Annotated in this window: 22 protein-coding genes; 11 read left to right on the top strand and 11 right to left on the bottom strand. The window is 57.8% G+C overall.

The window, feature by feature from the left end:
* Positions 1 to 68 precede the first annotated feature (68 nt).
* From DHN12_RS15195 to DHN12_RS15210, 4 genes are all read right to left on the bottom strand, one after another.
* Positions 69 to 725, bottom strand: a complete 657-nt coding sequence (locus tag DHN12_RS15195) for a 50S ribosomal protein L25/general stress protein Ctc (protein WP_108860974.1) — start codon at positions 723 to 725, stop codon at positions 69 to 71.
* 267 nt (positions 726 to 992) lie between these two features.
* On the bottom strand, positions 993 to 2,159 hold the full coding sequence (locus DHN12_RS15200; RefSeq protein ID WP_108860975.1) for an alpha-hydroxy acid oxidase: 1,167 nt from the start codon (positions 2,157 to 2,159) through the stop codon (positions 993 to 995).
* Between the two features lie 154 nt (positions 2,160 to 2,313).
* A complete protein-coding gene (gene trpA, locus DHN12_RS15205; protein WP_058279481.1) occupies positions 2,314 to 3,105 on the bottom strand; it encodes a tryptophan synthase subunit alpha in 792 nt (263 codons plus the stop codon).
* A 78-nt stretch (positions 3,106 to 3,183) separates the two neighbouring features.
* Positions 3,184 to 3,669: an acyloxyacyl hydrolase gene (locus DHN12_RS15210; protein WP_108860976.1), complete on the bottom strand. Its 486-nt coding sequence runs from the start codon at positions 3,667 to 3,669 to the stop codon at positions 3,184 to 3,186.
* A 199-nt stretch (positions 3,670 to 3,868) separates the two neighbouring features.
* On the opposite strand from DHN12_RS15210, the gene ychF reads away from it, so the two are divergent.
* The 7 genes from ychF (at position 3,869) to DHN12_RS15245 (ending at position 12,407) form a co-directional block, all read left to right on the top strand.
* On the top strand, positions 3,869 to 4,966 hold the full coding sequence (ychF, locus tag DHN12_RS15215) for a redox-regulated ATPase YchF (RefSeq protein WP_108860977.1): 1,098 nt from the start codon (positions 3,869 to 3,871) through the stop codon (positions 4,964 to 4,966).
* A gap of 15 nt (positions 4,967 to 4,981) precedes the next feature.
* Positions 4,982 to 5,377 carry a hypothetical protein gene (locus DHN12_RS15220; protein WP_108860978.1) on the top strand — a complete coding sequence of 132 codons (396 nt, stop codon included), beginning with the start codon at positions 4,982 to 4,984 and terminating at the stop codon, positions 5,375 to 5,377.
* A gap of 139 nt (positions 5,378 to 5,516) precedes the next feature.
* The gene (locus DHN12_RS15225; RefSeq protein WP_108860979.1) at positions 5,517 to 6,398 is read left to right on the top strand and encodes a LysR family transcriptional regulator; all 882 of its coding nucleotides are present in this window, start codon (positions 5,517 to 5,519) and stop codon (positions 6,396 to 6,398) included.
* Positions 6,399 to 6,483: 85 nt separating this feature from the next.
* Positions 6,484 to 8,187 carry an NAD(P)H-dependent oxidoreductase subunit E gene (locus DHN12_RS15230; protein ID WP_108860980.1) on the top strand — a complete coding sequence of 568 codons (1,704 nt, stop codon included), beginning with the start codon at positions 6,484 to 6,486 and terminating at the stop codon, positions 8,185 to 8,187.
* 13 nt (positions 8,188 to 8,200) lie between these two features.
* Positions 8,201 to 10,984 (top strand): formate dehydrogenase subunit alpha, encoded by a 2,784-nt coding sequence (fdhF, locus tag DHN12_RS15235; protein ID WP_108860981.1) that lies wholly within the window; start codon positions 8,201 to 8,203, stop codon positions 10,982 to 10,984.
* Positions 10,985 to 11,095: 111 nt separating this feature from the next.
* Complete coding sequence (locus tag DHN12_RS15240) at positions 11,096 to 11,902, top strand: cyclase family protein (RefSeq protein ID WP_108860982.1); 807 nt, start codon at positions 11,096 to 11,098, stop codon at positions 11,900 to 11,902.
* Positions 11,886 to 12,407 (top strand): thioesterase family protein, encoded by a 522-nt coding sequence (locus tag DHN12_RS15245; protein WP_234416654.1) that lies wholly within the window; start codon positions 11,886 to 11,888, stop codon positions 12,405 to 12,407. The genes DHN12_RS15240 and DHN12_RS15245 overlap by 17 nt, the downstream gene beginning before the upstream one ends.
* 12 nt (positions 12,408 to 12,419) lie before the next feature.
* Here DHN12_RS15245 and DHN12_RS15250 read toward each other — a convergent pair whose 3' ends face one another.
* From DHN12_RS15250 to DHN12_RS15260, 3 genes are all read right to left on the bottom strand, one after another.
* The gene (locus DHN12_RS15250) at positions 12,420 to 16,499 is read right to left on the bottom strand and encodes a translocation/assembly module TamB domain-containing protein (RefSeq protein WP_234416655.1); all 4,080 of its coding nucleotides are present in this window, start codon (positions 16,497 to 16,499) and stop codon (positions 12,420 to 12,422) included.
* Complete coding sequence (locus DHN12_RS15255; RefSeq protein ID WP_234416656.1) at positions 16,496 to 18,244, bottom strand: autotransporter assembly complex family protein; 1,749 nt, start codon at positions 18,242 to 18,244, stop codon at positions 16,496 to 16,498. The genes DHN12_RS15250 and DHN12_RS15255 overlap by 4 nt, the downstream gene beginning before the upstream one ends.
* Before the next feature lie 215 nt (positions 18,245 to 18,459).
* Positions 18,460 to 19,683, bottom strand: a complete 1,224-nt coding sequence (locus DHN12_RS15260) for a urate hydroxylase PuuD (RefSeq protein ID WP_108860983.1) — start codon at positions 19,681 to 19,683, stop codon at positions 18,460 to 18,462.
* A 96-nt stretch (positions 19,684 to 19,779) separates the two neighbouring features.
* Here DHN12_RS15260 and DHN12_RS15265 point away from each other — a divergent pair, with 96 nt between their 5' ends.
* Entirely contained in the window at positions 19,780 to 20,703 is a 924-nt protein-coding gene (locus tag DHN12_RS15265; protein ID WP_108861045.1) for a LysR family transcriptional regulator, read from the top strand.
* Positions 20,704 to 20,736: 33 nt separating this feature from the next.
* Here the strand turns inward: DHN12_RS15265 and uraH are convergent, their stop codons facing one another.
* On the bottom strand, positions 20,737 to 21,093 hold the full coding sequence (uraH, locus tag DHN12_RS15270) for a hydroxyisourate hydrolase (RefSeq protein ID WP_058273190.1): 357 nt from the start codon (positions 21,091 to 21,093) through the stop codon (positions 20,737 to 20,739).
* A gap of 161 nt (positions 21,094 to 21,254) precedes the next feature.
* Here uraH and puuE point away from each other — a divergent pair, with 161 nt between their 5' ends.
* Positions 21,255 to 22,673, top strand: coding sequence for an allantoinase PuuE (gene puuE / locus DHN12_RS15275; protein ID WP_108861046.1), 1,419 nt, complete (start codon positions 21,255 to 21,257; stop codon positions 22,671 to 22,673).
* Entirely contained in the window at positions 22,670 to 23,158 is a 489-nt protein-coding gene (locus DHN12_RS15280; protein ID WP_108860984.1) for an ureidoglycolate lyase, read from the top strand. The genes puuE and DHN12_RS15280 overlap by 4 nt, the downstream gene beginning before the upstream one ends.
* Before the next feature lie 94 nt (positions 23,159 to 23,252).
* Here DHN12_RS15280 and DHN12_RS15285 read toward each other — a convergent pair whose 3' ends face one another.
* The 3 genes from DHN12_RS15285 to DHN12_RS15295 all read right to left on the bottom strand — a co-directional run bounded on the left by DHN12_RS15285 (position 23,253) and on the right by DHN12_RS15295 (position 25,539).
* Positions 23,253 to 24,239 carry a type I glyceraldehyde-3-phosphate dehydrogenase gene (locus DHN12_RS15285; protein ID WP_108860985.1) on the bottom strand — a complete coding sequence of 329 codons (987 nt, stop codon included), beginning with the start codon at positions 24,237 to 24,239 and terminating at the stop codon, positions 23,253 to 23,255.
* Positions 24,240 to 24,293: 54 nt separating this feature from the next.
* Positions 24,294 to 24,617 (bottom strand): hypothetical protein, encoded by a 324-nt coding sequence (locus tag DHN12_RS15290; protein ID WP_108860986.1) that lies wholly within the window; start codon positions 24,615 to 24,617, stop codon positions 24,294 to 24,296.
* Between the two features lie 88 nt (positions 24,618 to 24,705).
* The gene (locus DHN12_RS15295) at positions 24,706 to 25,539 is read right to left on the bottom strand and encodes a bifunctional allantoicase/(S)-ureidoglycine aminohydrolase (protein ID WP_108860987.1); all 834 of its coding nucleotides are present in this window, start codon (positions 25,537 to 25,539) and stop codon (positions 24,706 to 24,708) included.
* A gap of 175 nt (positions 25,540 to 25,714) precedes the next feature.
* Between DHN12_RS15295 and DHN12_RS15300 the strand changes: the two genes are divergently transcribed.
* Complete coding sequence (locus DHN12_RS15300; protein ID WP_108860988.1) at positions 25,715 to 26,071, top strand: hypothetical protein; 357 nt, start codon at positions 25,715 to 25,717, stop codon at positions 26,069 to 26,071.
* The last annotated feature ends 2 nt before the right edge of the window (positions 26,072 to 26,073 follow it).

Below are 26,073 nucleotides of genomic sequence, written 5' to 3' on the forward strand. Positions count from 1 at the left end.
CCGCATTCGACAAAAAAACGGGGCTCCAAAGGAACCCCGTTTCAATTTCAAGGTACTGAAACCTGAACTTATTCTTCGGCTTCCTGACCGACGACTTCAACTTCGTCTACGGCCACTTCGCCCTCTTCACCCTCTTCGTCATCATCCGTTACCAGACCGGTCGGTGCCGAGATGTTCGCGATCACGAAGTCACGATCGATGGTCGGCTTGGTGCCTTCGGGCAGTTCGACCGATGAAATGGTGGCAACGTCGTTGATGTTCATTCCGGTCACGTCAACAGTGATCTTCTCAGGAATATCACCTGCGGTGCACAGCAGTTCGACTTCCGGACGGACAACCGTCAAAACGCCGCCCTTTTTGATGCCGGGTGCTTCTTCCTCGTTGATGAACTCAACCGGGATGAACAGCGCGATCTTGGTGGTGCGACGCAGGCGCATCAGATCCAGGTGGGTCGGCAGGTCTTTGACGACGTCACGCTGAACGTCGCGGCAGATGACGCGGACGTCTTCCTGGCCTTCAACCTTCAGGTTCCACAGGGTCGACTTGAACCGGCCAGCTTTCAGGCGCTTGAACAGTTCGTTGAACGGGATCTGAATCGGCAGCGGTTCTTTGTCGCCACCAAATACAATGCCCGGAACCATGCCGTCGCGGCGTGCCTGACGAGCGGCGCCCTTGCCTGTCCCCGTCCGTTCCAGAGCTACGAGATCAGGAATCTCTCCAGCCATGATAATTCTCCAATGTTAGGGCGGGCATCCTCCAAGGCTGTATGCCCGCGTGAAGCCGCGTCCTTAGCTTGAATTGTCAGGTTTGGAAAGGGGTTTTTAGCGGTCTTCATATTTTGCGAGGATCTGCCTCGTGCTCCGGGATATTTGGGGCCAGATGAAGAGCGGATCCCCTGCTTCATCTGGCAGAAAATATCCCGGGGGATTCGCAGCTTGCTGCGGTAGGTGTAGAGCCCCATTTAACATGGCTTGCTGAAAGGTTTTGCGAGATCAGGCTTGCCATCGGCCGCCGAAATCCTCGGGGATCAGCAGGTTGTGGCGACCCAGGCCGCTCACATCCCGCTCGCCGCACAGGGCCATCGTGGTATCCAGCTCTTTGTGGATGATATCCAGAGCGGTGGTGACACCTTGTTGGCCCATCGCACCCAGTCCATAGACAAAAGCGCGACCGATGTAAGTACCCTTGGCCCCAAGTGCCAGCGCTTTGAGAACGTCCTGCCCGGACCGGATGCCGCTGTCCAGATGGACTTCGACGTCATCACCAACTGCGTCCATGATTTCAGGCAAAACGCGGATCGAAGTGAGCGCCCCGTCCAACTGTCGCCCGCCGTGGTTTGAAACAACGATGGCATCTGCGCCCAGCTTAGCCGCCATCTTCGCGTCTTCGGCATCCAGAATGCCTTTCAGGATCACCTTGCCGCCCCATTGTTCCATCAGCTTTTCGACCTTTTTCCAATCGAGGCTGGGGTCGAATTGCTCGGCCGTCCACGCGCCCAGCGATGAGGCATCAGAAACGCCTTCGGCATGACCAACGATATTGCCAAATTCGCGCCGATGTGCGCCCAGCATTTCTATCCCCCAAGCCCATTTGGTCATGAGGTTTGCGATTGTCTTGGCTGTCAGTTTCGGAGGCGCGGACAAGCCATTTTTCAGATCTTTGTGGCGCTGCCCCAGAATTTGCAGGTCCAGGGTGATCACCAATGCGGAACATTTAGCATCCTTGGCGCGCTGGATCAGGCGACCGACGTAATCCTGATCCTTCATTGCATAAAGCTGGAACCAAAAGGGTTTGCTTGTATGCCCTGCGACATCCTCGATCGAGTTGATCGACATGGTCGACAGGGTGAAGGGCACGCCGAACTCCTCGGCAGCCTTTGCGGCCTTCATCTCACCGTCCGCGTGCTGCATGCCTGTCAAGCCAACTGGGGCCAGAGCCACCGGCATCGCAACATCCTGCCCGATCATCTGCGTTGCAGTCGAGCGTCCGTCCATGTCCACGGCGACCCGCTGGCGCAGCCTGATATCTTCGAAATCCGAGCTGTTCTCGCGGAAGGTTTGTTCGGTCCAACTGCCGCTTTCGGCATAGTCGAAAAACATGCGCGGCACGCGGCGTTCGTAGATGCGTTTCAGGTCGTCGATATTGGTAATAACGGGCATTTGTTTCGGCCTTCGCGGAATTGGTTCTTTTTGTTACCAACCATTTGAGGCCCTCGCAACGTCGGGACTTTGCGATGCGACGCCACGAATTCCGGGCAAGAAAAAAAACGCGGCCGGACAGGGCCGACCACGTTGAAATTTGATCAGGCCTCGCTCAGGCCGAGTGGGCGCCGTCAGCCAGAGATTTCACGAAATCCAAAACTTCACCGGTGGGCTTGCCCGCAGCGATCTGGCTGACGATAGCGGAGCCGACCACTGCACCATCAGCAACAGTTGCGATTGCCTGTGATTTTTCAGGTGTATTGATCCCGAACCCGACGATCACTGGTAAATCGGTTGCGGATTTGATGCGGGCGACCTCGGGGCCAACATTTGTAGCTTGGGCTTCGGCCGCACCGGTAATGCCGGTGATTGACACGTAATACACAAAACCCGACGTGTTCTGCAGAACGCGGGGCAGGCGTTTGTCATCGGTGGTTGGCGTGGCCAGACGAATGAAGTTCAATCCAGCAGCCTGCGCAGGCAAGCACAGTTCTTCGTCTTCCTCGGGCGGCAGGTCGACGACGATCAGACCGTCAATTCCGACCTCTTTGGCATCTGCAAGGAACTTATCGACGCCGCGGCTGTAGATCGGATTGTAGTAGCCCATCAGCACAATCGGAGTGGTGTCGTCGGTCTCGCGGAACGCGCGGGCCAGATCCAAAGTCCGCTGCAAAGTCATGCCGCTGTCCAGTGCGCGTTGACCGGCGGCTTGGATCGTCGGGCCGTCTGCCATCGGATCGGTAAAGGGCAGACCCAGTTCGATGACATCGACACCTGCGCCGGGCAGGCCCTTTACGATTTCAAGCGAGGTTTCGAAATCCGGGTCACCGGCCATGATGTAGGCGACGAACGCCTTCTTTCCCTGTTCTTTCAGAGCGGCGAACTTGGCGTCGATACGGGTCATAAGCTGTCCTTGCAATCAGGTTCAGGCCTGATGTGCAGAAACTTTGAGGGGAAATCAATCCCGCCGGGGCAGATTGCTTCAGAACGCGTAATGATACCGCAGCAAAACGGAGTTGACGCCCGGGTTATCGTCCTGTGTGCTTGCGTTCGATTTGTGAGTAATTGCCAGGGACACGCTGTTGCCGTTGTTCAATGTGTAACCGAGGCCCAGCAAGCTACGAATCTGGAATTCACCACCCAGATCGTTGAGTGCGTCACCTTCTGAAAAATACCCGGGCATAACGCTTCCTTCGACGAACCAACGGTCGGCAAAGGTGTATGTCCCGATCAGGCCAATCCCGATATGAACGTCGGCGGCGGTATCTATGGTCAGGGCACCACCCCATGTGGCGGAAAAACGCGTGGCCTCGTGAAAGGGACGGTGATGGTATTCGAGCGAGATTACGGCTTCATCGTCAGAAAGGCTGTCAGAAAAATCCGAGAACCCGGCGCCAAAGACAACGGATTGAGCGTGCGCCGCTTGGGCAGCTAAAAACAGCGCAACGGTAGCAGTTAAATACTTCATATCTCATATTCACTATTTGTTTGTTCACAAAGTCTTACATGGTGAGCTTAGTGTGTTGGTTTCAATCCGGGCAAGATCACGAATGCGCAACTGGGTCGTGATGTTGTAATTCGGATCAGCGGCGCCTTTTGCAGTCCGGCTTGCGCATTGCCTCGGACCTGCATAGAAGCAGCGCTCGAATGGTATGCAGGAGGCCGTCATGGGCTTTAAAATGGGAATCGTGGGTCTGCCGAATGTGGGTAAGTCGACCCTCTTCAACGCGCTGACCAAGACCGCAGCTGCTCAGGCGGCGAATTTCCCGTTTTGCACAATCGAACCCAATGTGGGTGATGTTGCCGTGCCCGATGATCGGCTCGACAAGTTGGCGGCGATCGCAAGCTCGAAACAGATCATTCCCACGCGGATGACCTTTGTTGATATCGCTGGTCTGGTGAAGGGCGCCTCGAAGGGCGAGGGGCTGGGCAACCAGTTTCTGGCCAACATCCGCGAGACTGATGCGATTGCACATGTGCTGCGCTGTTTCGAAGATGGCGATGTGACCCACGTGGACGGCCGCGTCGATCCTGTGGCCGATGCTGATACCATCGAGACCGAACTGATGCTGGCCGATCTGGAAAGCATCGAAAAGCGCCGCGCCAATCTGGTGCGAAAGCTGAAAGGCAATGACAAAGAGGCGCAGCAGCAGGAACGTTTACTGGCTGAAGCGCAGGCGATGCTGGAAGACGGCAAACCCGCGCGTCTGGTCGAAGTCTCCGACGAAGACGCCAAGGCATGGACGATGCTGCAGCTGCTGACCACAAAACCGGTTCTCTATGTCTGCAACGTATCCGAGGAAGAAGCCGCCGAGGGTAACGAATATTCCGCCCGCGTGGCTGAAATGGCTGCGGCTCAGGGCAATTCCCACGTCATCATCAGCGCCAAGATCGAAGAAGAGATCAGCCTGCTGGAAGAAGACGAAGCCCAGATGTTCCTGGAAGAAATGGGTCTGGAAGAACCCGGCCTCGACCGTCTGATCCGCGCGGGTTACGACCTGCTGAAATTGGAAACCTATTTCACCGTTGGCCCGAAAGAGGCCCGCGCCTGGACCATCCGCACCGGCACCGCTGCGCCCCAGGCCGCTGGTGTGATCCATGGAGATTTCGAAAAAGGCTTCATCCGCGCTGAGACCATCGCCTATGACGACTACATCGCCGCGAATGGCGAACAGGGCGCGAAAGAGGCGGGTAAGATGCGGGCCGAAGGTAAGGGCTATATCGTCAAAGACGGCGATGTGATGCACTTCTTGTTCAACACCTGAGGACACCTCGACTTCATGACAGAGATTGATGAGACTGCGCTTCACTGTTCCACTATTGTTGGAAGGATGGCCCACTCTCTGAAGTTGCGTTTCACACGCCATGAAGCTTGGGCACTGAAAGTTGCGAAGAAAGTGCCTGTTATGGGCTTTTTTACATTTGGAACGTTATGGGTTTGGTTCTTTTTACCCATGATCCCTATTGGTATTTTCTGCGTCTGGCTACTTGAGAACGCTGGCGTGATTGGCGCAATAACCTCAACGGTTCTGGGGGTTGGTGGACTGGCGATTGTCGCCCCATGGTTCTTTCGATGGTACTTCATCTGTGTGGGTCTGATATTTGGGCGCAAAAGGATGGCGCTTTCGAAAGAGGATCAAGTCTCAAGCCGGTTGAAATGCTTGCAAGGCGGGTAGCCTTTTCCCTGAACAGCAGGCTCTGAACTCCGGTTGACTAAGTGTACGCTGACCGTGCGCCCTCCACATACTCACGCTTTTCTCTTTGGCCCAAACCTCGATAGTGTAATTTGCAACATGCCATCCGAGAAAACTCCAAATGATCGAAATCCGTGACCTCCAACTGCTCAACGCTCTGGCGCGGCATCGTCATTTTGCCAAAGCGGCCGAAGAATGCGGTATTTCTCAGCCAGCGTTTTCCATGCGCATTCGGAATCTCGAGGACCGGCTGGGTGTCTCCATCGTGCGCCGCGCCAACAGGTTTCAGGGCTTGACCGAAGAAGGCGAGATGATCGTCCAACGTGCGCGACGCATTCTGGATGAGACAAAGGCGTTGGAACAGCAGGTTCTGGCCTCGAAGGGTGAGATTACCGGAACACTCAAACTGGGTGTGATCCCAACCGCGATTGCCTTTACCGGACGGCTGATCAAGCGGCTGCATCAGGCGCATCCGCGCGTTGTCACACGGATCGAAACCATGTCGGCCTCGTCCATTCAGCACCGGTTGGACGAGGGTAGTCTGGATGCGGGGATTACCTATGGCGACAGCATTGGCACCGATCTGCGGCAGGTGCAGCCGTTGTACGAAGAGACTTACGTGCTGTTGATCCCGTCACATATGACCGATGAAACCGGACCGATCCCATGGACACAAGTCGCCGAGTTTCCACTCAGCCTGCTTGAGCCGCAGATGCAGAACCGTCGCATTCTGGACCGCATCTTCGCTGAGCAGGGGCTCCATCCCCAAGTGGTCGCCGAAACCAGTGGCTTTACCGCCTCAATGGTCATGGCGCGTGAAGGGCTGGCAGCCACCGTTGTGCCCCGCGTTCTGGTTCGGGCGCTGGGTGATCTTAAGGGTACGAAAGTGCTGCCTCTGGTCGATCCTGTTGTAAGTAAACCGATTTGTCTGGCCACCTTAAGCCGAGACCCGGAATTGCCAACGGTTGGGGCTTTGCGCGCTGTGGTGACGTCTTTGCGGTGATAAGGTGTCGTTATCGTGCGATAGCGATAAGCGATTTGACGATATGCTATTCTGATGAGACACGGAGCCTTAATCGGAGGGCATCATGGCACCATTAGATACCAAGCCATCAGGCGCACCCAAGGGCGTCTGGAAGTCAGGTAAAGGCAAAGGGCGGCATTCGCCCAAAGGCCGTCAGTTCACGGATGAGGCGCAGGCCGAGATTGCGCGCCTGCTGGGCGACCGCCCGCGCCGCCGCGATCTGCTGATCGAATTTCTGCATTTGATCCAGGATGAACACGGCCATATCAGCGCCGACCATATCGCCGCGTTGGCGGTTGAGATGCGGATCGGTCAGGCCGAGATCTATGAGACCGCGACGTTTTACGCCCATTTCGACGTGTTGAAAGAAGGCGAGGTGCCTCCGCCCGCGCTGACGATCCGAGTCTGTGACTCTCTGTCCTGCGAAATGGCCGGTGCCCAGCAGTTGCAAAAAGCTCTGGAAGACGGGTTGGACGCATCCGAAGTGCGTGTGGTGCGCGCGCCCTGCATGGGGCGTTGCGATACCGCCCCGGTGCTAGAGATTGGTCACAACCACATCGACCATGCGACTCCTGAAAAGGTGCAGGCCGCAATTGCCGCCGGTGATACTCACGCCCATCTGCCCGATTACGAAACCTTTGCCGCCTATGAGGCAAACGGTGGCTACGCCAAGCTGAAAGAGCTGCGCGAGAGAGGTGACTGGGAGAAAGTACAAGAAGACGTTCTGTCCTCAGGCCTGCGCGGTCTGGGTGGTGCTGGTTTCCCGTCCGGCAAGAAATGGGGCTTTGTTCGCATGAACGAAGGCACCCGCTATCTGGCCGTGAACGGTGACGAGGGCGAGCCCGGTACCTTCAAAGACCGCTATTATCTGGAGCGTGCGCCTCATGTTTTCCTTGAGGGTATGCTGATCGCTGCATGGGCGGTCGAGGCAGAGACGTGCTTCATCTACATGCGTGATGAATACCCTGCGGTGCTTGAAATCCTCGCCCGCGAGATTGCCGCGTTGGAAGAGGCCGGGATCGTCGAAAAGGGTTACATTGACCTGCGCCGAGGCGCTGGTGCTTACATCTGCGGTGAAGAATCCGCGATGATCGAGTCGATCGAGGGTAAGAAGGGCCTACCGCGCCACCGTCCTCCGTTTGTGGCGCAGGTTGGGGTCTTTAATCGTCCGACCTTGGTGCACAATGTCGAGACGCTGTATTGGGTCTCAAAGATCTGCCGCGAAGGGCCGCAGATTCTGAACTCTGTCGAAAAAAATGGTCGCAAGGGTCTGCGCAGCTACTCAATCTCGGGGCGGTTGGCCAAGCCGGGTGTTTACCTGCTGCCTGCGGGTTCGACCATATTGGACGTGATTGAGGCCGCTGGCGGCATGATCGAAGGTCAGACCTTCAAAGCGTATCAGCCGGGCGGTCCGTCCTCGGGTCTGCTGCCTGCGTCGATGGACGATATCCCATTGGATTTTGACACGCTGCAGCCACATGGCACCTTTATCGGATCCGCCGCTGTGGTGGTTCTGTCCGATCAGGACACCGCACGCGATGCCGCGCTGAACATGCTGCGCTTCTTCGAAGATGAAAGCTGTGGCCAGTGCACGCCTTGCCGGGCGGGCTGCGAAAAGGCTGTGAAGCTGATGCAGGCTGACAAGTGGGATCAGGATCTTCTGGAAGATCTGTGCCAGGTCATGGGCGATGCCTCGATCTGCGGTCTGGGGCAGGCGGCCCCGAACCCGATCCGTCTGGTCATGAAACACTTCGCTGACGAAATCTGAGGGAGACAGAGCCATGCTTGATGCAAGCCCAACCAAGACCGTCACCTTCAACCTGAACGGCGATGATGTCACCGTGCCCGAGGGCTGGACCATCTGGGAAGCCGCCAAGGGGCAGGGATTTACCATTCCGCACCTCTGCCACAAGCCGCAGCCGGGCTATAAACCCGACGGTAACTGCCGCGCCTGTATGGTCGAAGTGGAAGGCGAGCGCACTCTGGTCGCCTCATGCGTCCGTCCGGCTGCGGACGGAATGGTGGTAATAACCGATAGCGACCGGGCCGAGAAATCGCGCGCCATGGTCATGGAATTGCTGGTCGCCGACCAACCCGAAGAGGCGCACGATAAAGCCAGCCACTTCTGGGATATGGCCAAGCTGAACGATGTCAGCGACAGTCGCTTCCCGGCGAAGGAGGCCGAGAAGATCCCGCTGCTGGATGACAGCCACGTTGCGATGCGCGTCAATCTGGACGCTTGCATCAACTGCAACCTCTGTGTCCGTGCTTGTCGCGACGTGCAGGTGAATGACGTGATCGGCATGGCCGGTCGCGGACACACCGCACAGGTGGTGTTTGACCAGAACGACCCGATGGGGGATTCGACCTGTGTCGCCTGTGGTGAATGTGTTCAAGCCTGCCCGACCGGTGCATTGATGCCAGCTACTGTGTTGGACGAAAAGCAGCAGGGCGACAGCAAGGATTACGATAGCGAAACCGAAAGTGTCTGCCCGTTCTGCGGCGTCGGCTGCAAAGTCTCGCTGAAGGTCAAGGACGGCAAGGTCAAGTATGTCGAAGGTATTAACGGCCCGGCAAACGAAGGCCGCTTGTGTGTCAAAGGCCGCTTTGGCTTTGACTATATCCATCACCCGCACCGCCTGACCAAGCCGTTGATCCGGCGTGAGGATGCGCCTGCGAAGGGGCTGAATGTCGATCCGGGCAATCTGGGCACTCATTTCCGCGAGGCGACTTGGGAAGAGGCCATGGATCTGGCGGCCACCAAGCTGAAGGCGCTGCGTGATGAAGATCCGCGCAACGTCGCTGGCTTTGGTTCGGCCAAATGTACCAACGAAGAAGCCTATCTGTTCCAGAAGTTCATTCGCCAGGGCTTCAAGCACAACAATGTCGACCACTGCACCCGTCTGTGCCATGCCTCATCCGTGGCGGCGCTGATCGAGAACGTGGGCTCGGGCGCGGTGACAGCCACCTTTAACGAGGTCGAGAACTCGGATGTGGTTATCATCATCGGCGCCAACCCGATTGAAAACCACCCCGTGGCGGCGACCTACTTCAAGCAGTTCACCAAGCGCGGTGGCAAGCTGATCGTTATGGATCCGCGTGGCGTTGGTATGCGCAAGTTTGCGGATGAAATGCTGCAATTCCGTCCGGGTGCTGATGTCTCGATGCTCAACGCGATCATGAACGTGATCGTCGAGGAAGAGCTGTACGACAGCCAGTACATCCACCGCTGGACCGAGAACTGGGAAGCCGAAAAAGAGCATCTGCGCGCCTTCACACCCGAGGCGATGGCACCGATCTGCGGCATTGAGCCAGATCAGCTGCGCCGTGTCGCGCGTACCTTCGCGCAGGCCAAGGCTGGTCTGATCTTCTGGGGTATGGGCGTCAGTCAGCACATCCACGGCACGGATAACTCGCGATGCCTGATCTCGCTGGCATTGATGACCGGCAATGTTGGTAAACCCGGCGCGGGTCTGCACCCGCTGCGTGGCCAGAACAACGTGCAGGGCGCGTCTGACGCGGGTCTGATCCCGATGTTCCTGCCGGATTATCAGTCGGTTACGGATGACGGCATTCGAGCCAAGTTCAACAACGTCTGGAACTCGGACGACTTCTCTTCCGAGAAGGGCCTGACTGTGACCGAGATCATCGATCAGGCGTATGCGGGCAACATCAAGGGCATGTATATTCAGGGCGAAAACCCGGCCATGTCCGACCCTGATGTTGGTCACGCACGGGAAGCTTTGGCCAGGTTGGAGCTGATGATCGTGCAGGATATCTTCCTGACCGAAACGGCCAACTATGCCGACATCATCCTGCCTGCCTCGGCGCTGTATGAAAAGAACGGCACCGTGTCGAACACCAACCGTCAGGTTCAGCGTGTGCGTCCGGCTGTGGCACCTCCGGGTGAGGCGCGTGAGGACTGGAAAATCACCGTCGAGCTTGCGCAGCGCATCGGGCTGAACTGGGATTACACCGATGTAAGCCAGGTGTTTGATGAGATGAAGCTGACCATGGCGTCACTCGACAACATCACCTGGGAGCGGCTTGAGACCGAGACGATCACCTATCCGTCGCTCAGTGAAACCGATCCGGGACAAGCGATCGTGTTCGGTGATGGCTTCCCGCGGACAGACGGACGAGCCAAGTTCACCCCGGCCAGTGTCATCCCGCCGGATGAAGCGCCGGATGAGGAATACCCGATGATTGCCACAACCGGCCGTCAGCTGGAACACTGGCACACCGGGTCGATGACTCGCCGGTCCAACGTTCTGGATGCTGTGGAACCGGAAGCAAACTGTTCGATGAACCCGCGCCAGCTGAAACTGATGGGGATCGAGCCAGGCGAAATGATCCGTCTCACCACGCGGCGCGGTTCGATCGAAATTATGGTTCGAGCCGACCGGGCGATCGCCGAAGATATGGTGTTCATTCCGTTCGCCTATGTCGAGGCGGCGGCGAACATTCTGACCAACTCGGCCATCGACCCGTACGGTAAGATCCCCGAGTTCAAGTTCTCGGCCATTCGCGTCGAAAAGATCGAAGACGCCATCGCGGCGGAGTAAATCCGCCACGTGCACCATTAAAAAGGCGGCCCATTGGGTCGCCTTTTTCTTTCCTTGACAGCAGCTTACCTGTGGCCAACCCTATCACCGTTCTTGGTGGAGGAGTTTTACATGGCACGCCGCTTCGTCGATCTGTCAGTTCCGTTGGAAATCGGCATCGTGTCGGACCCGCCGATCATGTTACCCGAAATCGAATATTTGGCCCATGACCAGACCGCCGAACAAGTCATGTCCTTTTTTCCGGGCCTGCAGAAAGATGACCTGCCCGGCGGCGAGGGCTGGGCCATCGAACGCCTTCAGATCGCGACGCACAATGGCACCCATCTGGACGCGCCTTACCATCACCATTCGACCATGAACAATGGTGAGAGGGCGATCACCATCGACGAAGTACCGCTGGAATGGTGCATGAACCCCGGAGTGAAACTGGATTTTCGCCATTTCGACGATGGCTATGTGGCGACCGCCGCCGACGTCGAAGCCGAGTTGAAACGGATTGGCCACGAATTGCAGCCACTGGATATCGTGGTCGTGAATACCTCGGCTGGCACGCGTTATGGGCATCCGGACTATCTGGCCAAAGGATGCGGCATAGGGCGCGAGGCAACGCTGTACCTGACCAAACGCGGGGTGCGCGTGACAGGAACCGACGCCTGGAGTTGGGACGCACCGTTTCCATTGACCGCGCAGGAATATGCTGAAACGCAAGACGCATCAATTATATGGGAAGGGCACCGGGCCTCGATGGAGGTCGGCTATTGTCACATGGAAAAACTGACGAACCTTGAAACCTTGCCGCCCACCGGGTTCGAGATTTCCTGTTTCCCGTTCAAGATCAAAGGGGCCTCAGCTGGATTCATCCGCGCGGTCGCGATCTTTGAGACCCAAGAAGGAGCACTTGATGCAACTGACGCCTGAAGCGCTGGCCGGACATGACGGACCCTATGATGCCCCGCTTGTATTCCGCGGGTTCAAGGCGCGCCCCGAGTGGATTGACTATAACGGTCACATGAACGTGGGCTACTACGGCGTTGCTTTCGACAATGCGCTGGAGCTGTTGATGGTGGATCATCTTGGGCTGGGTGAGGCGCAGGTAAATGCGATGGGGCAGGGACCTTACATTTTGCAATCCCACATGAATTTCCTACGCGAAGTACTGGAAGGTGAGGCCTTCAGCATCCGGTTTCGGATGCTGGACGCAGATCACAAACGCGGCCACTATTTCGCACAGATGGTGTCTGAAAAAGACGGTGCTGTCTGCGCCACGCAGGAAGCGTTGTTCATGAATGTCAACCATACGACCGGCCGGTCAGCTCCCTATCCGGACTGGGCCGTCGCGCGTCTTCAGAGCATGGTGAGGGATCATGCGGCGATCGACCCGGCCCCAGAGGTCGGACACCCGATCGGCATCCGCAGAAAGTGAACTGAGGCCTGCTTAGTAGTCGCGCGAAAAAAAGACCCCAACACCGGTCTCACCCCGTCCATCTACAGTGCCTTTCACGGTGAAACTGTCGGTAACGTCCAGGTTCAGGTTAACCTCGGTGTCGCCTTCGGTGTTGACGGTGAAATCGGTGTAGAGGTTGTCGCTCAGATACGCCCCGGCGCCGAGCCGACCCGCGCCACCGTCGGACACGCCGATGTCCACGGTGTCGACGCCCGTAGACTCGCGCAGGCCTTTGGTCGCGTCTCCGCCAGCGCCGCTGAGTTGTGCCAGCGAGGCCGCCATCTGAGCGATAACGAACGGTGACAACTCTGAGAAGCGATTGCCGAACAACAGCATTGCCAGCGCTTCCTCGGCCGGACGCTCAGGGTCGGAAAAGACGTTAACCTCAGGAGAGTCCAGTGGCCCGGCGATCTCGATCGTTGCGGTGCCGTCAGAGGTGCTGGTCGAGGATTCGAACTCGATATAGGGCGTCAGGTCCCCTTGCAGCGTCACAATGCCCTTGGTCAGGGCCAGCCTGCGCCCCAGAATGTCAAAGTTACCACGGATCAGTTCGATCTGACCCGATGGGATGACCGAGGACGTGGTGCCGCCGATGTTTATTCTTCCCCCCAGCTCTGCGTTGACGCCACGCCCGCGGACAAACACGGCCTTGGGTGCCAAAAGACTGACATCCAGGGCGATACGAGAATTGCTTTTATTGCCGTCTTCCTTCTGGACGAGGCCCGCGCGTTCACGGGTCACATAGCCTGACCCGCTTTCATTCACATGCACGATGTCTGGGATAGGAGCCGTCCCCACGGCACCTGATGCGGCCGCTAGGTTGATATTGGTTTCGCCAAACGTGATCTGTCCAGAGATCGAGCTGTTACCCGCCAGCGCCCCGGTCATCGCAATTTGCCCGTTCAGCGTGGTTTCATACAGCAACTGATCGGTCAATATGAGGCTGTTAAGGGCAGTCGTGATATTGGCATTGAATGGTGGTGAAAGGTCTACAGGCCCGCTGACGGTAAAATTACCGCCGGCCCGTGGGCCGCCGCTCAGGGAAATCGTGGCGCGGCTATTTGCAAGTTGGACCGATCCGCTGATGCCTGTGATCGTCTGTCCCGCGCCGGGAATTGCCAGCGACGTACCGGAAGTGGTGATCGAACCGGATAGGGATTCCAGTGCGGGTTTGCCCGACAGGGTAAGGTCATAGCGAGCGCTGCCGTCGATCTTGTTGGGCGTGATAAAGATATTGGCAATGCCAAGATTGACGCCGCCAACGGCCTTCATGTCCGCTTCTCCGGTGCTTTCGTCGAAGGTACCAGAGACTTTGCCGCTAATCTCCGCAGGGCCGTCGGCCTGGGCGTCGATTGTCCAGACACCCTTGTTGCGTTTGGCGCTGCCTTTGGCGGCCACTGTACCCGGAAACTCAGGTACAAAACGCTCGATCCGGTTGAATTTGGCGTCAAAGTCCAGATCTGCTGACCCATCGCTGTCTACCGTCCCGGCAAGATTGGCGTATGAGCTGTCGGGGCCATTCAGGTTGACCGTGCCTTCCACGCCCTTGGATGTCGGGGCAATGTTTCCATCCAACGTCAGTGGACCGGACATCGTGTTCAACACCCGCGCCAGATCGTCCAATTTGACCGAGAAATCCAGCCCGCCCGCTTGACGGTCCAGCTTGCCCGAAGCCGTCGCGGTTATGGCCGTTCCGTTCAGGCGGAAGTTTTGAATGCTAAGGCCTTCTTCCCCATTCTGTGCATCTACGGACAGGGTCGTCTGGCCCTGAATCAGTTTGTCCACGGCCTCGATGCCGGTCTGAATGTCGTTGGCATCGAGGTTACCTTGAACATCGAAGGCTCGGGTAGACAAGGTACCGTTGCCTTGCACGTTTGCCGCGATTGAACCGGCCAGATCACGCCCGGCCAAACCGGAAAACAGGGACAGGTTCGGCACATTCAATTTCGCTTGGCCATCTGCCGACAGATCTCCGGTGGGGTCGTCTACGGTCGCCTGAACCTGTGCGCTAAGGGCGCGGCCATTCACCGAGGCGCTGCGGATGTCGATACTGTCTGCGGTTCTGGCACCGTCCCATTCGATCTCGGTTCTGCCGGTCAGTAGCGGGTCAATATCGGCCATGCCGGTCTTGACGTTCTGACCTGTCACGCTGGCCGTGCCGTCAAATTCCAGCGTTTGTACCGTGCCTGTGCCGTTCACGGTCGCCTGTAGTGAACCGCCAAGGTCGCGTTTTGCCAAGCCAGAGAAGACCGACAAATCCGATGCGTTGACCCGCGCTTGCCCATCAATTGTCAGGTTGCCGTCCGGGGTGGTCACAACACCGCTGGCCACAGCTTTGGCGGCCTCGCTGTCCAGATCGAACTCACGGATAGTTATGCCGTCTGTGTCGCGGCTGGCGTCCAGAGTGATTGTGGTCTCTCCGGCAATCACGGGGTCGATATCATCACGGCCAGTAGACAAGTCGCGGCCCTGAACCATGACTTTGCCGTCAAAGCTGCGTTCCAGCGGTGAACCTTTTCCGGTCACACTGGCCGAGACCTGCCCGCCAAGATCCAGCTTGGCGAGTTCCGAAAAGCGCGACAGGTCTGTTGCGTCCAGCTTGGCCGTTCCGTCGACCGTCAAGCCGCTGGTCAGCCCGGCAATCAGCGCGTCCAGCGCCAGCGTGTAGTCAGAGCCCACAAGCTCGAAACCAGACAGGTTCAGTGACTGGTCGCTGCTATAGTCGAACTGGCCATCAAGCGTGATGCGATCGCCCAAAGCCGTGGTAAGCGCGTCATCGGCCATCTCTATTCCGCCGACCGCGATTTGAACGTCGCCATCGACGGTCAGAACCTCGCCCTGATCCAGGGTGCCTTGTGCTGTGATCCGGGTATCACCCAGCTTGGCCTGCGGGGATGCAAATTCGTTGGCCGTCAGGCTCAGATCCCAAAGGTTGCCGTTCTGGCGGTCAAACAGCGCCGAAATCTGTGCCGCCTTGAGCGATGTGTCGCCTCCTGCCACCGGCAGCACGACGACTTCCCCATCCGGCGGGGCAATGCGCCCTTGCAGCGCGGCCAGTTGCAAAGTGCCGCCTTCAGCCAGTTGCAATTCACCCTTCAGATCCAGCGCCTGCGTGGTGAGTTCCAGATCCGAGATGTCCAGCGCGCCATCGGGCTTGGTCTGGCCATCGACATAAAGCCGTGATTTTGGGCCGAAGAACGGATCGACGTCCTCCCCCAGGAAGGGGGTCAGATCGCCATTCAGATCCGCGGTGAACGCAATGCCTTTCGCTGCGCCGCCCTCGGCCGCCTGCAGCTGAACCTGCCCAGTGACGCGCATCTGGTTGTCGCTGCTCAGCCCAATATCAGCGGTGAAATCCGACAGCGGGCCCGCGCCCTTGGCTGTCAGGCCGATCGGTGGGCTGTCAGGGATCTTCAGCGCGGTTGAAATCAGACCGCCAGAGGCCTCGTTCACTTGCAAATCCAGATTGATCTCACTTGTTGAGTTCTGGAAACCAGCGGCCAGCTTGATCTCATCACCTGCGCGGTCCAGTCGGATCACGTCCAGATTGGTGTCCAGCGCCCCATCCGCCAGCGTCAGATTGCCTGTCACGCTCAGATCAGCGGCGACACCGATCAGCGGCTCACCAAGAGATAGCTCATCCACTCGAATTTCACCGATTTCGATGGAAACCGGCAGTTCGGGCAGTTGAAACGGTTGCGTTTCCGCCGAAGCAGGTGGTTCTTCCTTGGTCGTTGTGCCCGGTGCACGGGCAATATCGATTTCCTGCGCGGTCAGAGAGTTGACCGAAAATCGACCGCGGATCAGCGCCAGACGGTTCCAATCAAGTTCGGCGTCCTTGATGGTCAGCCAAACACCTTCATCATCGGCAACTGTGATCTCTTCAATTGTCGCGCGGGCGCTCAACGCGCCTTGCAGGCCCTTAACGGTCACGTTTTGGTCGTCGCCAGAAAGCGTATCTTGCAGGAAGTTTTCCAGCATGCTGCCGCCTTCATCCTGCGCGGCAAGTGGCAAAGGGGCAGACAGCATCAGCCCCGAGATCAATAACGGATATGCGCGACGTCCAATCAAAATGCCTGTCCGATCCCGATGTAGAATTGCAGCCCGTCGCCGGTGTCACCCTGCACTGGAACGGCCAGATCCAGCCGCAACGGACCAAATCCGCCCAGATCATACCGAACCCCAAGCCCGGCACCTGCGTGATATTCTGCGCCGCTGCCGATGAATGAGGACGTGTCCACCGTACCGTAGTCATAAAACCCGACCAGAGATATGGCTTCGGTGACTTTCCCGCGCACCTCGGCAGAAAGACCAAGGAACGATTTGCCGCCTGCAATACCAGTGCCGACAGGGATGCCAAGACTCTCGTAAGGTTGGCCCCGAACCGTTCCGGCGCCGCCCGAGAAGAACAGGAAGTCTGGTGTTACACCGTCCGGCGACGGCCCGAGCACTGATCCCAGTTGTACGCGACCGGCCAAAACCAGCCGTCCACCGGTTCCGAGGCTGGTATAGCCACGCCCGTCAAAAAACATGCGTATGCCGCTTTCGGTTTCGGACAGACCAGCAAAGGGCGTGATCTGCGCGTCCAGATAAAAGCCGCGCGTTGCGCTGACCTTACTGTCGCGCTCGTCCCATTCCGAACGCAAGGGAAGGATGAAATATCGGAACCTGCGGTCATCGCCATAGGCGTCGTCCGCGCTGGACCACTGAAACCCGGCTGAGGCTTCGGCATATAGCCGATCAGAGAACGTGCGCCGGGCACCGTAGGCCAGCGACGCAACGGTGACATTGTAGTTTTCTGTGTTGCGCCGTTCGAGAAGCGCGTTCCAGAAAGTGTTGTCATCGGGACCAAGCCGGTCGGGCTGGTCCAGACGCAAGCCGATCCGGCCGTCGATGTCCTCGGCACCGCCGATATTACGGACTGCCGCCTCGAACCGCAGGCGTTCGGCACGCCGGAATACGTTGCGATGCGTCCAGGTCGCGGTCACGTCTACCCCGTCGCGCGACGCGATCTCGGCGCCAAAGGTTAGCTGGCGTTTTGGCAGATCTTCAAACGTCGCGTCGAAATCCAATGTGCCGTCCGGGTTCGGAGTGTCCCTCTCTTCAATCGAAACAACGTTGAAGGTCCCGGTCCGCCGCAACCGTGTGCCGACCTTCTGGATTTTCTCGGGCGAGTATACCTCGCCTGCCGGAAATCCGGCGATCTTTTCGATTGACCGGTGTCGCACATCGGTGTCGCCCTTGATGATCATTTTGCCAAATCTCAGGCGCGGGCCGGGGGTAAGGTCGATCTCGGCATCCAACTTGGCCTCGGCGTGGCGGGCAATGACTTTCTGGCCTTCAACTTCGGCCTTGGCATGACCCGCGTTGCGCCAACCCTGCACCCCGGCGGACGCGGCTTGTTGGATCGCGCCGGTGGTCGCGAGTTTGCCGACCGCAAACTCCTCGGGCAGAACTGTTTCGGGCGTAATCGGTTGTACGATGGCTTCGCCAAAGGTGAACTTGGGGCCGGTGTTGACCGTGATTACCGCGCTATTGATCTGCGCCGGTACGCTGAGCGAGCTGATCTCAGCTGCTTCTTTTCCGTCCAGTTTGATGCTTACGACTGGGCTGAAATACCCTTCGTCATAAAGAATCTGGACGAGTGTGCGATAATCCGAAAGCGCGGCCGACAAGATCTCAAGCGGCGTGTCCAGCCCGCGGGATTCGGCCGTCGTAACAGAGGAGGTTTCCTCCATCCGCTCTACAAGCTCTTTCGAGGCACCCGGGGCCGTCAGGGTGGTTTCCAAAGCAGCCAATGAGGTCGGCAGGGTCACTATGATAGCGCCGAGAAGGCATCTCTTGAAAAAGCCGCGCGGCCTGCTCCCCGGCATCTGATAGCTCCAACTGCCCCAACTCGAAATCACATTTGCCGTTTTGTGCAAAGCAACGGCTGATTGCATTCATGTTAGAGCATCAGAGTCCTTGCAGGAAAAGACTAAATCCAGCGTCGCCTGAATTTTGCAACCTGTGTGATTGATCGGTCTCGGGATCAGGAACCTGCGTTGCGGAACCAGCGGATAATTGCCTCGCGGTCCGCGGGCTCCATGTAAGTGACGTTTGCGGGGGGCATCGCATGGCTGACCCCTGCCTGCAGATAGATTTGCTGGGCGTTGCGGGCAATGTCGCCCTCGGTTTCCAGCAATACGCCTTTTGGCGCCCACAAAATGCCTTCCCACACCGGTTCGCGTGCGTGGCACATCGAGCAGCGTCCCAAAACGACGTCATGGGCCTCTTCAAAGCCATCGGCAGCAGCGTATTTCTGTTCAAAAGGGGTCAGCGGCTGTGCTTCGGCCTCTTCCAGGGGTTTGTACATAGGGGCGGTAGACAGCCACATGATGGCGATGAACAGCAACGCGGTGACCAGCCATGTCCAGGTCGGATCGCCTGCCCTTGCGTGGCGCGTGTTGAAGTAGTGTCGGATGGTCACACCCATCAGGAAGACCAGAGCCGCGATGATCCAGTTGTATTCTGTCGCAAAGGCCAGTGGGTAGTGGTTCGACAACATCAGGAACACCACCGGCAACGTCAGGTAGTTATTATGCGTCGAGCGCAGCTTGGCGATCTTGCCATACTTTGGGTCAGGTGTACGCCCGTTCTTCAGATCGTCTACCACGATGCGTTGGTTCGGCATGATGATGAAAAACACGTTGGCTGTCATGATCGTAGCCGTGAATGCACCCAGATGCAGCATCATCGCGCGACCGGTGAAAACCTGATTGTACCCCCAGCCCATAACAACCAGCAGCACAAACAGAAGCACCATCAGAAGGGTCGGACGTTCACCCAGACCTGATTTGCACAAGAAGTCATAGATCAGCCAACCAACTGTCAGCGAGGCGGCCGAGATCAGAATGCCTTGCCACAGGGCCAGATCGGCTTTTTGTGCGTCGATCAGATACAGTTCTCCGCCAACCCAATACACGATCATCAGCAACCCAGCCCCGCTGAGCCAGGTCGCGTAGCTTTCCCATTTGAACCAAACTAGGTGTTCCGGCATCCGTTCGGGCGCGACCAGGTATTTCTGGATGTGGTAGAAACCGCCGCCATGAACCTGCCATTCCTCGCCATCCGCCGGGCCGGGGATGTCGCGGTTCAGACCAAGGTCCAGTGCGATGAAATAAAATGAGGATCCGATCCAGGCAATGGCGGTAATAACGTGCAGCCAGCGCACGGCAAAAGCCATCCAGTCCCAGAACACGGCGAAGTCGTACATGAGAAAGCTCTCCGATTGGTTGCCGACACACTAGGCAAAGGGCACTTTCTTCGGTATTCCCTGATATTGTCAAACTGTATCAAAAAAAACGAAAAAATGTCTTATCTCGACAACATCCGTACCTTTGTCAGGGTTTATGACCTTGGCAGCATGTCCGCTGCAGGGCGAGACCTGCGAATCTCGCCTGCGGTGACGTCGGCGCGGATATCTCAGCTTGAAGATCATCTGGGCGTGCGCCTGTTTCAAAGAACGACGCGCAACCTGAGCCCGACAGAGCAGGGGCGGGCATTCTATCCCGGTGCTGTGGCTGTTCTGGATGCGGTAGACGATGCCGAAGCGCAGGTTGTCCACCTGACTGAGGCACCGCGCGGATCGCTGTTTGTGGCTGCTCCACTAGGGGTCGGGCGCAGGGTCTTGGCGCCACACGTACCTGATTTCCTTGCGGAATATCCCGAGATCGATGTGCGCCTGCGGTTGACGGACAGATCCGTTGATCTGACGACCGAAGGTTTGGATTTAGCCTTTTTCATCGGCCAACCTGAAGACAGTACTTTGCGCATTCGCAAGATCGCCGACTGTCAGCGCGTGCTGTGTGCCGCTCCGGCCTATGTTGAACGCAGGGGCATGCCAGCAACGGGCGCGGACCTGGTGTTGCAGCGCCATGAATGCCTGAACCTGAGGTTTCCCGGCGCGACCGAGTTTCAGTGGCAGCTAGAGACACCTGACGGTCCCAAACGGTTCGCAGTCTCTGGCCGGTTTGAATGTGACGATGGGGATGTGCTGACAGACTGGGCGCTGTCAGGGCAGGGGATCGCGATGAAACCGGTTTTTGAGGTGGCTGAGCACCTCAGCGCTGGGCATTTGGTGCCTGTTGCGGTCGAAACACCACCGGTTTCGGTGCAAATGGCTTGCCTTTACACGCATCGCCGCCATCAGGACCCCAAGGCGCGTTTGTTTATGGATTTCATGATTGCACGGATCGGTAAGGTCGTGCGTGGGTCGGAATCTGCTGACAAATAAAGCTGCCGCTTAGCGGCAGCCCCATCTCGCAGTTCAACTGCCTCGGTAGGTCGAATAGCCGTAAGGGGACAGCAACAGAGGCACGTGATAATGTGCCTCGGCATCAGACATGCCAAACCGGAGCGGCACCTGATCCAGAAACAGCGGGTCATCAGCAGCCTGGCCCGATGCGCGCAGATAGTCTCCTGCGAAGAAAACCAGCTCGTAAGTACCAGTTTTGAAAGAGTCTTGTGGCAAGATTGGGCTGTCAGTGCGACCGTCCGAATTGGTCTCCATCTCGGCGATTTTGCGATGGGAGTTCCCCGACACCCGGTAGAGTGCGATTTTCAATCCTTCAGCCGGGCAGCCGCGTGCAGTGTCCAGAACATGGGTCGTCAGATAGCCAGCCACGGGTCTCTCCTTTGATTTGTCTTTTGCTTTGTTACAGTCTGACGCAAAGTTTGAAACAGTGGAAATGCCGAAAGAACCGGAAACAGCGTTTGGATTGATTTGATAATCATCGGCGTGTTTCTGGGGTAAGGCTATTCAAAAGATTAAGAATGGAAGATGCCATGCAGCCCCCTCGCTATCCTCGTGACATGATTGGCTACGGTGCCAACACGCCGAACGCCCAATGGCCAGGCGGTGCAAAGCTGGCCGTTCAGATCGTGTTGAACTACGAAGAGGGCGGCGAGAATTGCGTGCTGCACGGCGATGCGGCGTCCGAGGCGTTTCTGTCCGAAATCGTGGGGGCCGCCCAATGGCCGGACCAGCGCCATTGGAACATGGAGTCGATCTATGAGTACGGCTCTCGCGCTGGGTTCTGGCGACTGCACCGGTTGATGCAGGACTTGCCAATAACAGTCTATGGCGTTGCAACAGCTTTGGCTCGCTCGCCGGATCAGATGGCCGCGATGAAGGCAGCGGGGTGGGAGATTGCCAGCCATGGCTTGAAATGGGTCGAGCACAAAGACATGCCCGAAGATGAAGAGCGCGCACAGATCGCCGAAGCGATCCGCCTTCACACCGAAGTCGTCGGTGAACGACCACGTGGTTGGTACACGGGGCGATGTTCGGAAAACACCGCTCGTCTGGTGGCAGAAGAAGGTGGCTTTGCCTATGTGGCCGACACATATGCGGACGACTTGCCGTACTGGATGCAGACTGGTGGGCGGGATCAGTTGATCGTGCCCTATACACTGGATTGCAACGACATGCGCTTTGCCACGCCGCAGGGCTTCAACTCGGGCGACCAGTTCTATTCCTACCTCAAGGACAGCTTTGATGCGCTCTACGCCGAGGGCGAGGCCGGAGCGCCCAAGATGCTGTCGATCGGTTTGCATTGCCGCCTGATCGGACGACCTGGCCGGGTGATGGCGTTGAAACGGTTTCTGGAATACGCGCGCGGCTTTTCTGATGTCTGGTTTGCAACACGGTTGCAGATCGCCGAACACTGGGCGGAAAACCATCCGGCGGTGCCGTATCCGAAACCTACTCAGATGGATCGGGACGTGTTTGTCTCCACATATGGCGGCATCTTCGAGCATTCCGCCTGGATCGCTGAACGGGCGTATGAGCTGGAATTGGGACCGGCGCATGACACAGCCGGAGGGCTGCACAGCGCATTGACACGCACGTTCCGTTCCGCCTCTGCGGACGAAAGGATGGGTGTCCTGACCGCGCACCCGGATCTGGCCGGAAAGCTGGCGCAGGCCAAACGGCTGACTCACGAAAGCACGTCCGAGCAGGCTTCGGCCGGATTGGATGCCCTGACAGATGAAGAGCGTGCGACGTTCACCGAGTTGAACCAGAAATACACTGAGAAATTCGGCTTTCCGTTTATCATCGCCGTACGTGATCACGACAAAACGTCTATCCTTCAGGCGTTTCAACGGCGGATCGATCAGGATAAGGACATCGAATTCGCCGAGGCTTGCCGTCAGGTCGAGCGGATCGCCGAATTCCGGTTGCGGGACGTTTTACCCTCATGAGTGCGCAAGTCAGGACTGCGCCATTGACGGCCAAGGCATTTGCCCCGTTTGGTGATGTCATCGAAGTGACCGGTGATCCGGACAAGATCATCAATCAGGGGCAATGTGGCCGGTTCCATGATCTGGCACGACTGGATTTCACAGACGGACGCGCCGGGATCAGCCTGTTCAACGCCAACCCGCGATCCTTGCCCTATCAACTGGATATGGTTGAACGTCACCCCGAGGGCAGTCAGGCGTTCATCCCAATGACACATCAGCCTTTTCTGGTTGTCGTGGCCCCGGATGAGGGCGGGCGGCCCGGACATCCGCAGGCATTTGTGACCAAGCCCGGACAGGGTGTGAACTATTTTCGCGGCACTTGGCATGGGGTGCTGACCCCATTGCACGGGCCCGGCTTATTCGCTGTGATTGATCGGATTGGTGGGGGTTCAAATCTGGAGGAGTTTTGGTTTGACACCCCGTTTGAGGTCATAAGCGGATAGGGTTCTCCCGCCCGGTCAATGCGCATCACAGATGCTTGTGACCTGTTGGGCCAAGCAGCGCGCGGGCAAGCCCGCCCGCTGCGCCCCCGCAAATTCAGCTATCTGTCATAAGACGGGCAACATCCATCATGCGAGCTGAAAATCCCCACTCATTGTCATACCAGCCGAAAACACGGACCTGATGTTCGCCGACCATGCGTGTTTCGGGTCCCGCGATAACCAGTGACTCTGGGCGTGTACGCAGGTCTGACGAGACCAGAGGGTGATCTGTCCAACCCAGCACGGGCGATGTCTGGACGGCCGCGCGCAGTTCGGCTTCGAACATCTCGGGTGACATTCCGCGGTCCAGCGTCACCACCAGATCAATGGCGGATACACTGGCCGTCGGGACCCGAACAGCAGCGCCCGAGATGCGGCCAGCCAAATGCGGCATGACTTCGTCGATCAGATGAGTGGCGCTTGACGTGGTTGGCACCATCGACAGCGCGCCCGCGCGCGAACGGGCGAGATCGCCGCGTGGTGCGTCCACCATAGGTTGGCTGTTCGTATAGCAGTGTATCGTTGTCATATGGGCTGACGCGATCCCGCCAATTTGGTCCAGCACTTTGACCAAGGGCGCAAGCCCGTTAGTTGTGCATGACGCGTTGGACACAATGCGAGCATTGCCCAACTGATCTTCGTTGGCCCCCAGAACGATGGTGATTTCGGTCGCGGGCGAGGGGCCAGAGATCAGCACCTTGCGGGCCCCGGCGGTCAGGCCCTGACTGGCCACATCCGAGGTGCGGGCAACACCGGTGCAATCCATAAGAACGTCAACATCAGACAGGTCGACATGCATCAGATTGGGACTGTGCGTCATTGGGATTGTGCGCCCATCGACGACGATCGCCGCGTCGCCCTGTTCTACTGCTCCAGCGTAGGGGCCAAAGGTGCTGTCATATTTGAACAGGTAGGCGCAGGTCTCAAGCGGGGCGATGTCGTTGATCAGAACCGGCTCAATATCCGTGTCCTGCGGCAAAGCCAGCAGCTGCCGCAGGATTGTGCGGCCGATACGGCCGAATCCGTTGATTGCAAGTTTCATGCGCAAGCTATGGCAGTGCTCTGCCGATAGCTCAATGCCCGTTGTGACCTATGGTCAGTTGCAGCTGACCTGCGAAAAGAACTGACCCGAAATGTTCTGGTACATGCTGGCCACGATCGGTCTGCACCCGGTCGCTTGCTGAAAGGCGGCTATGGCCTGAATGGTGCGCAAGCGCGGCGGTGGGCCAAAGGGGTTCAGGTTGTTGTTGTCGCGCGTCGCACGGTATACGACCGGAGCGTCCGAGACCTGTGTCACCGCCCAGGTGCGGCTCATGACAAAAACCTGCTTGGTTTCTTCCTTTGCGGCGACAGGCGTTGCATCAAATGCCGTCAAACCAATCGCAGCAGCCAGTGCCAGCATCGTTACACGCAGTACCATTGAACAATCTCCAGTGCTAAAATTCGCTGTCATTTCACCAGATTCACGCGCTTCTGTGAACCCCTGACCGAAAAAAGCGTTTAAAAGCCTAGCGTTTGGACAACATCAGCGGCATGTGCCGGTTCACATCCTTGTAAAGCAGATAGCGAAAGCGACCAGGTCCGCCCGCGTAGCAGGCCTGCGGGCAGAAGGCGCGCAACCACATGTAATCGCCGGCCTCTACCTCGACCCAATCCTGGTTAAGCCGATAGACCGCCTTGCCTTCCAGAACGTACAAACCGTGTTCCATGACATGGGTTTCGGCAAAGGGAATCACGCCGCCGGGTTCGAAATTTACGATGTTGACGTGCATGTCATGACGCAAATCCTGCGGATCGGTGAAGCGGGTCGTGGACCAGCTCCCCTCAGTGCCGGGCATCTCAACGGGCGATACATCGCGCTCATTTGTGATGATCGGATCTGGAGCAGGCAGGCCGGGAACGGCTTCATACGCTTTGCGAACCCAGTGGAATCGGGCGGTTTTTTCGGCGCGGTTGTGCAGGGTCCAGTCCGATCCCGACGGGATATAGGCGTATCCGCCGGTATCGAGGACATGCTCAGTGCCACCCAATGTCAGGGTCACTTTACCCTCGACCACAAAGAGAACACCCTGCGCCTTGGCGTCTGTTTCAGGGTGGTCGCTGCCGCCGTCGGGCTGAACTTCCATGATGTATTGCGAAAACGTCTCGGCGAATCCGCTTAGGGGGCGGGACAGGACCCAAAGCCGTGTGCCTTCCCAGAACGGCAGGTTGCTGGTGACGATGTCGCGCATGGTGCCTTTGGGGATAACCGCATAGGCTTCGGTAAACATGGCGCGGTCGGTCAACAGCTGGTCTTGTCCGGGGTGTCCGCCTGTGGGCGCATAATAGGTGGGCTGTGCCATTTCATGCCTCTGGTTCGTGTTTGGGGCACTATGCGGGGATTGGGCCGATGGTCCTAGCACCCGAGTCGCGATAGGTTATTTCGGTATTATTTGAAGGTCGGCCAGCGGGGCTTGGCCCCCGTTCCCCAGCGGTATAGTCTTGTGACCAAACTTATTTCAATGAGGCGAGAAGATCATGAAAGCTTGGATTCCACCTTTTTTTGCAGCAGCCATTGTGATCGGCGCGGTTTCACTGGCACAGGCCAAGCCACTTTCGAGAATCATCGCAGAAATGGGATTGAGCCCTGAGGACTATAGTGTCGTCAACGCCACGACTAACGCGATGTTGACAGATGGAATGCCTCAGGTCGGAACCGAACGCACTTGGTCGAACGACGACACCGGATCAAAAGGCACTGTCCGAGTGCGCGAGGTCCGGGAAAATTGCGTGCATCTCCAGCATTTCATCGTGCCCGCCGGGGCCGAACAATCACGCGAGGTCAGAACCCGCAATTGCCGGGACGCCGGCGGGAACTGGGTTCTGACACCTTGATT

The sequence above is a fragment of the Ruegeria sp. Alg231-54 genome (assembly GCF_900143525.1).
Taxonomy (GTDB): domain Bacteria; phylum Pseudomonadota; class Alphaproteobacteria; order Rhodobacterales; family Rhodobacteraceae; genus Ruegeria.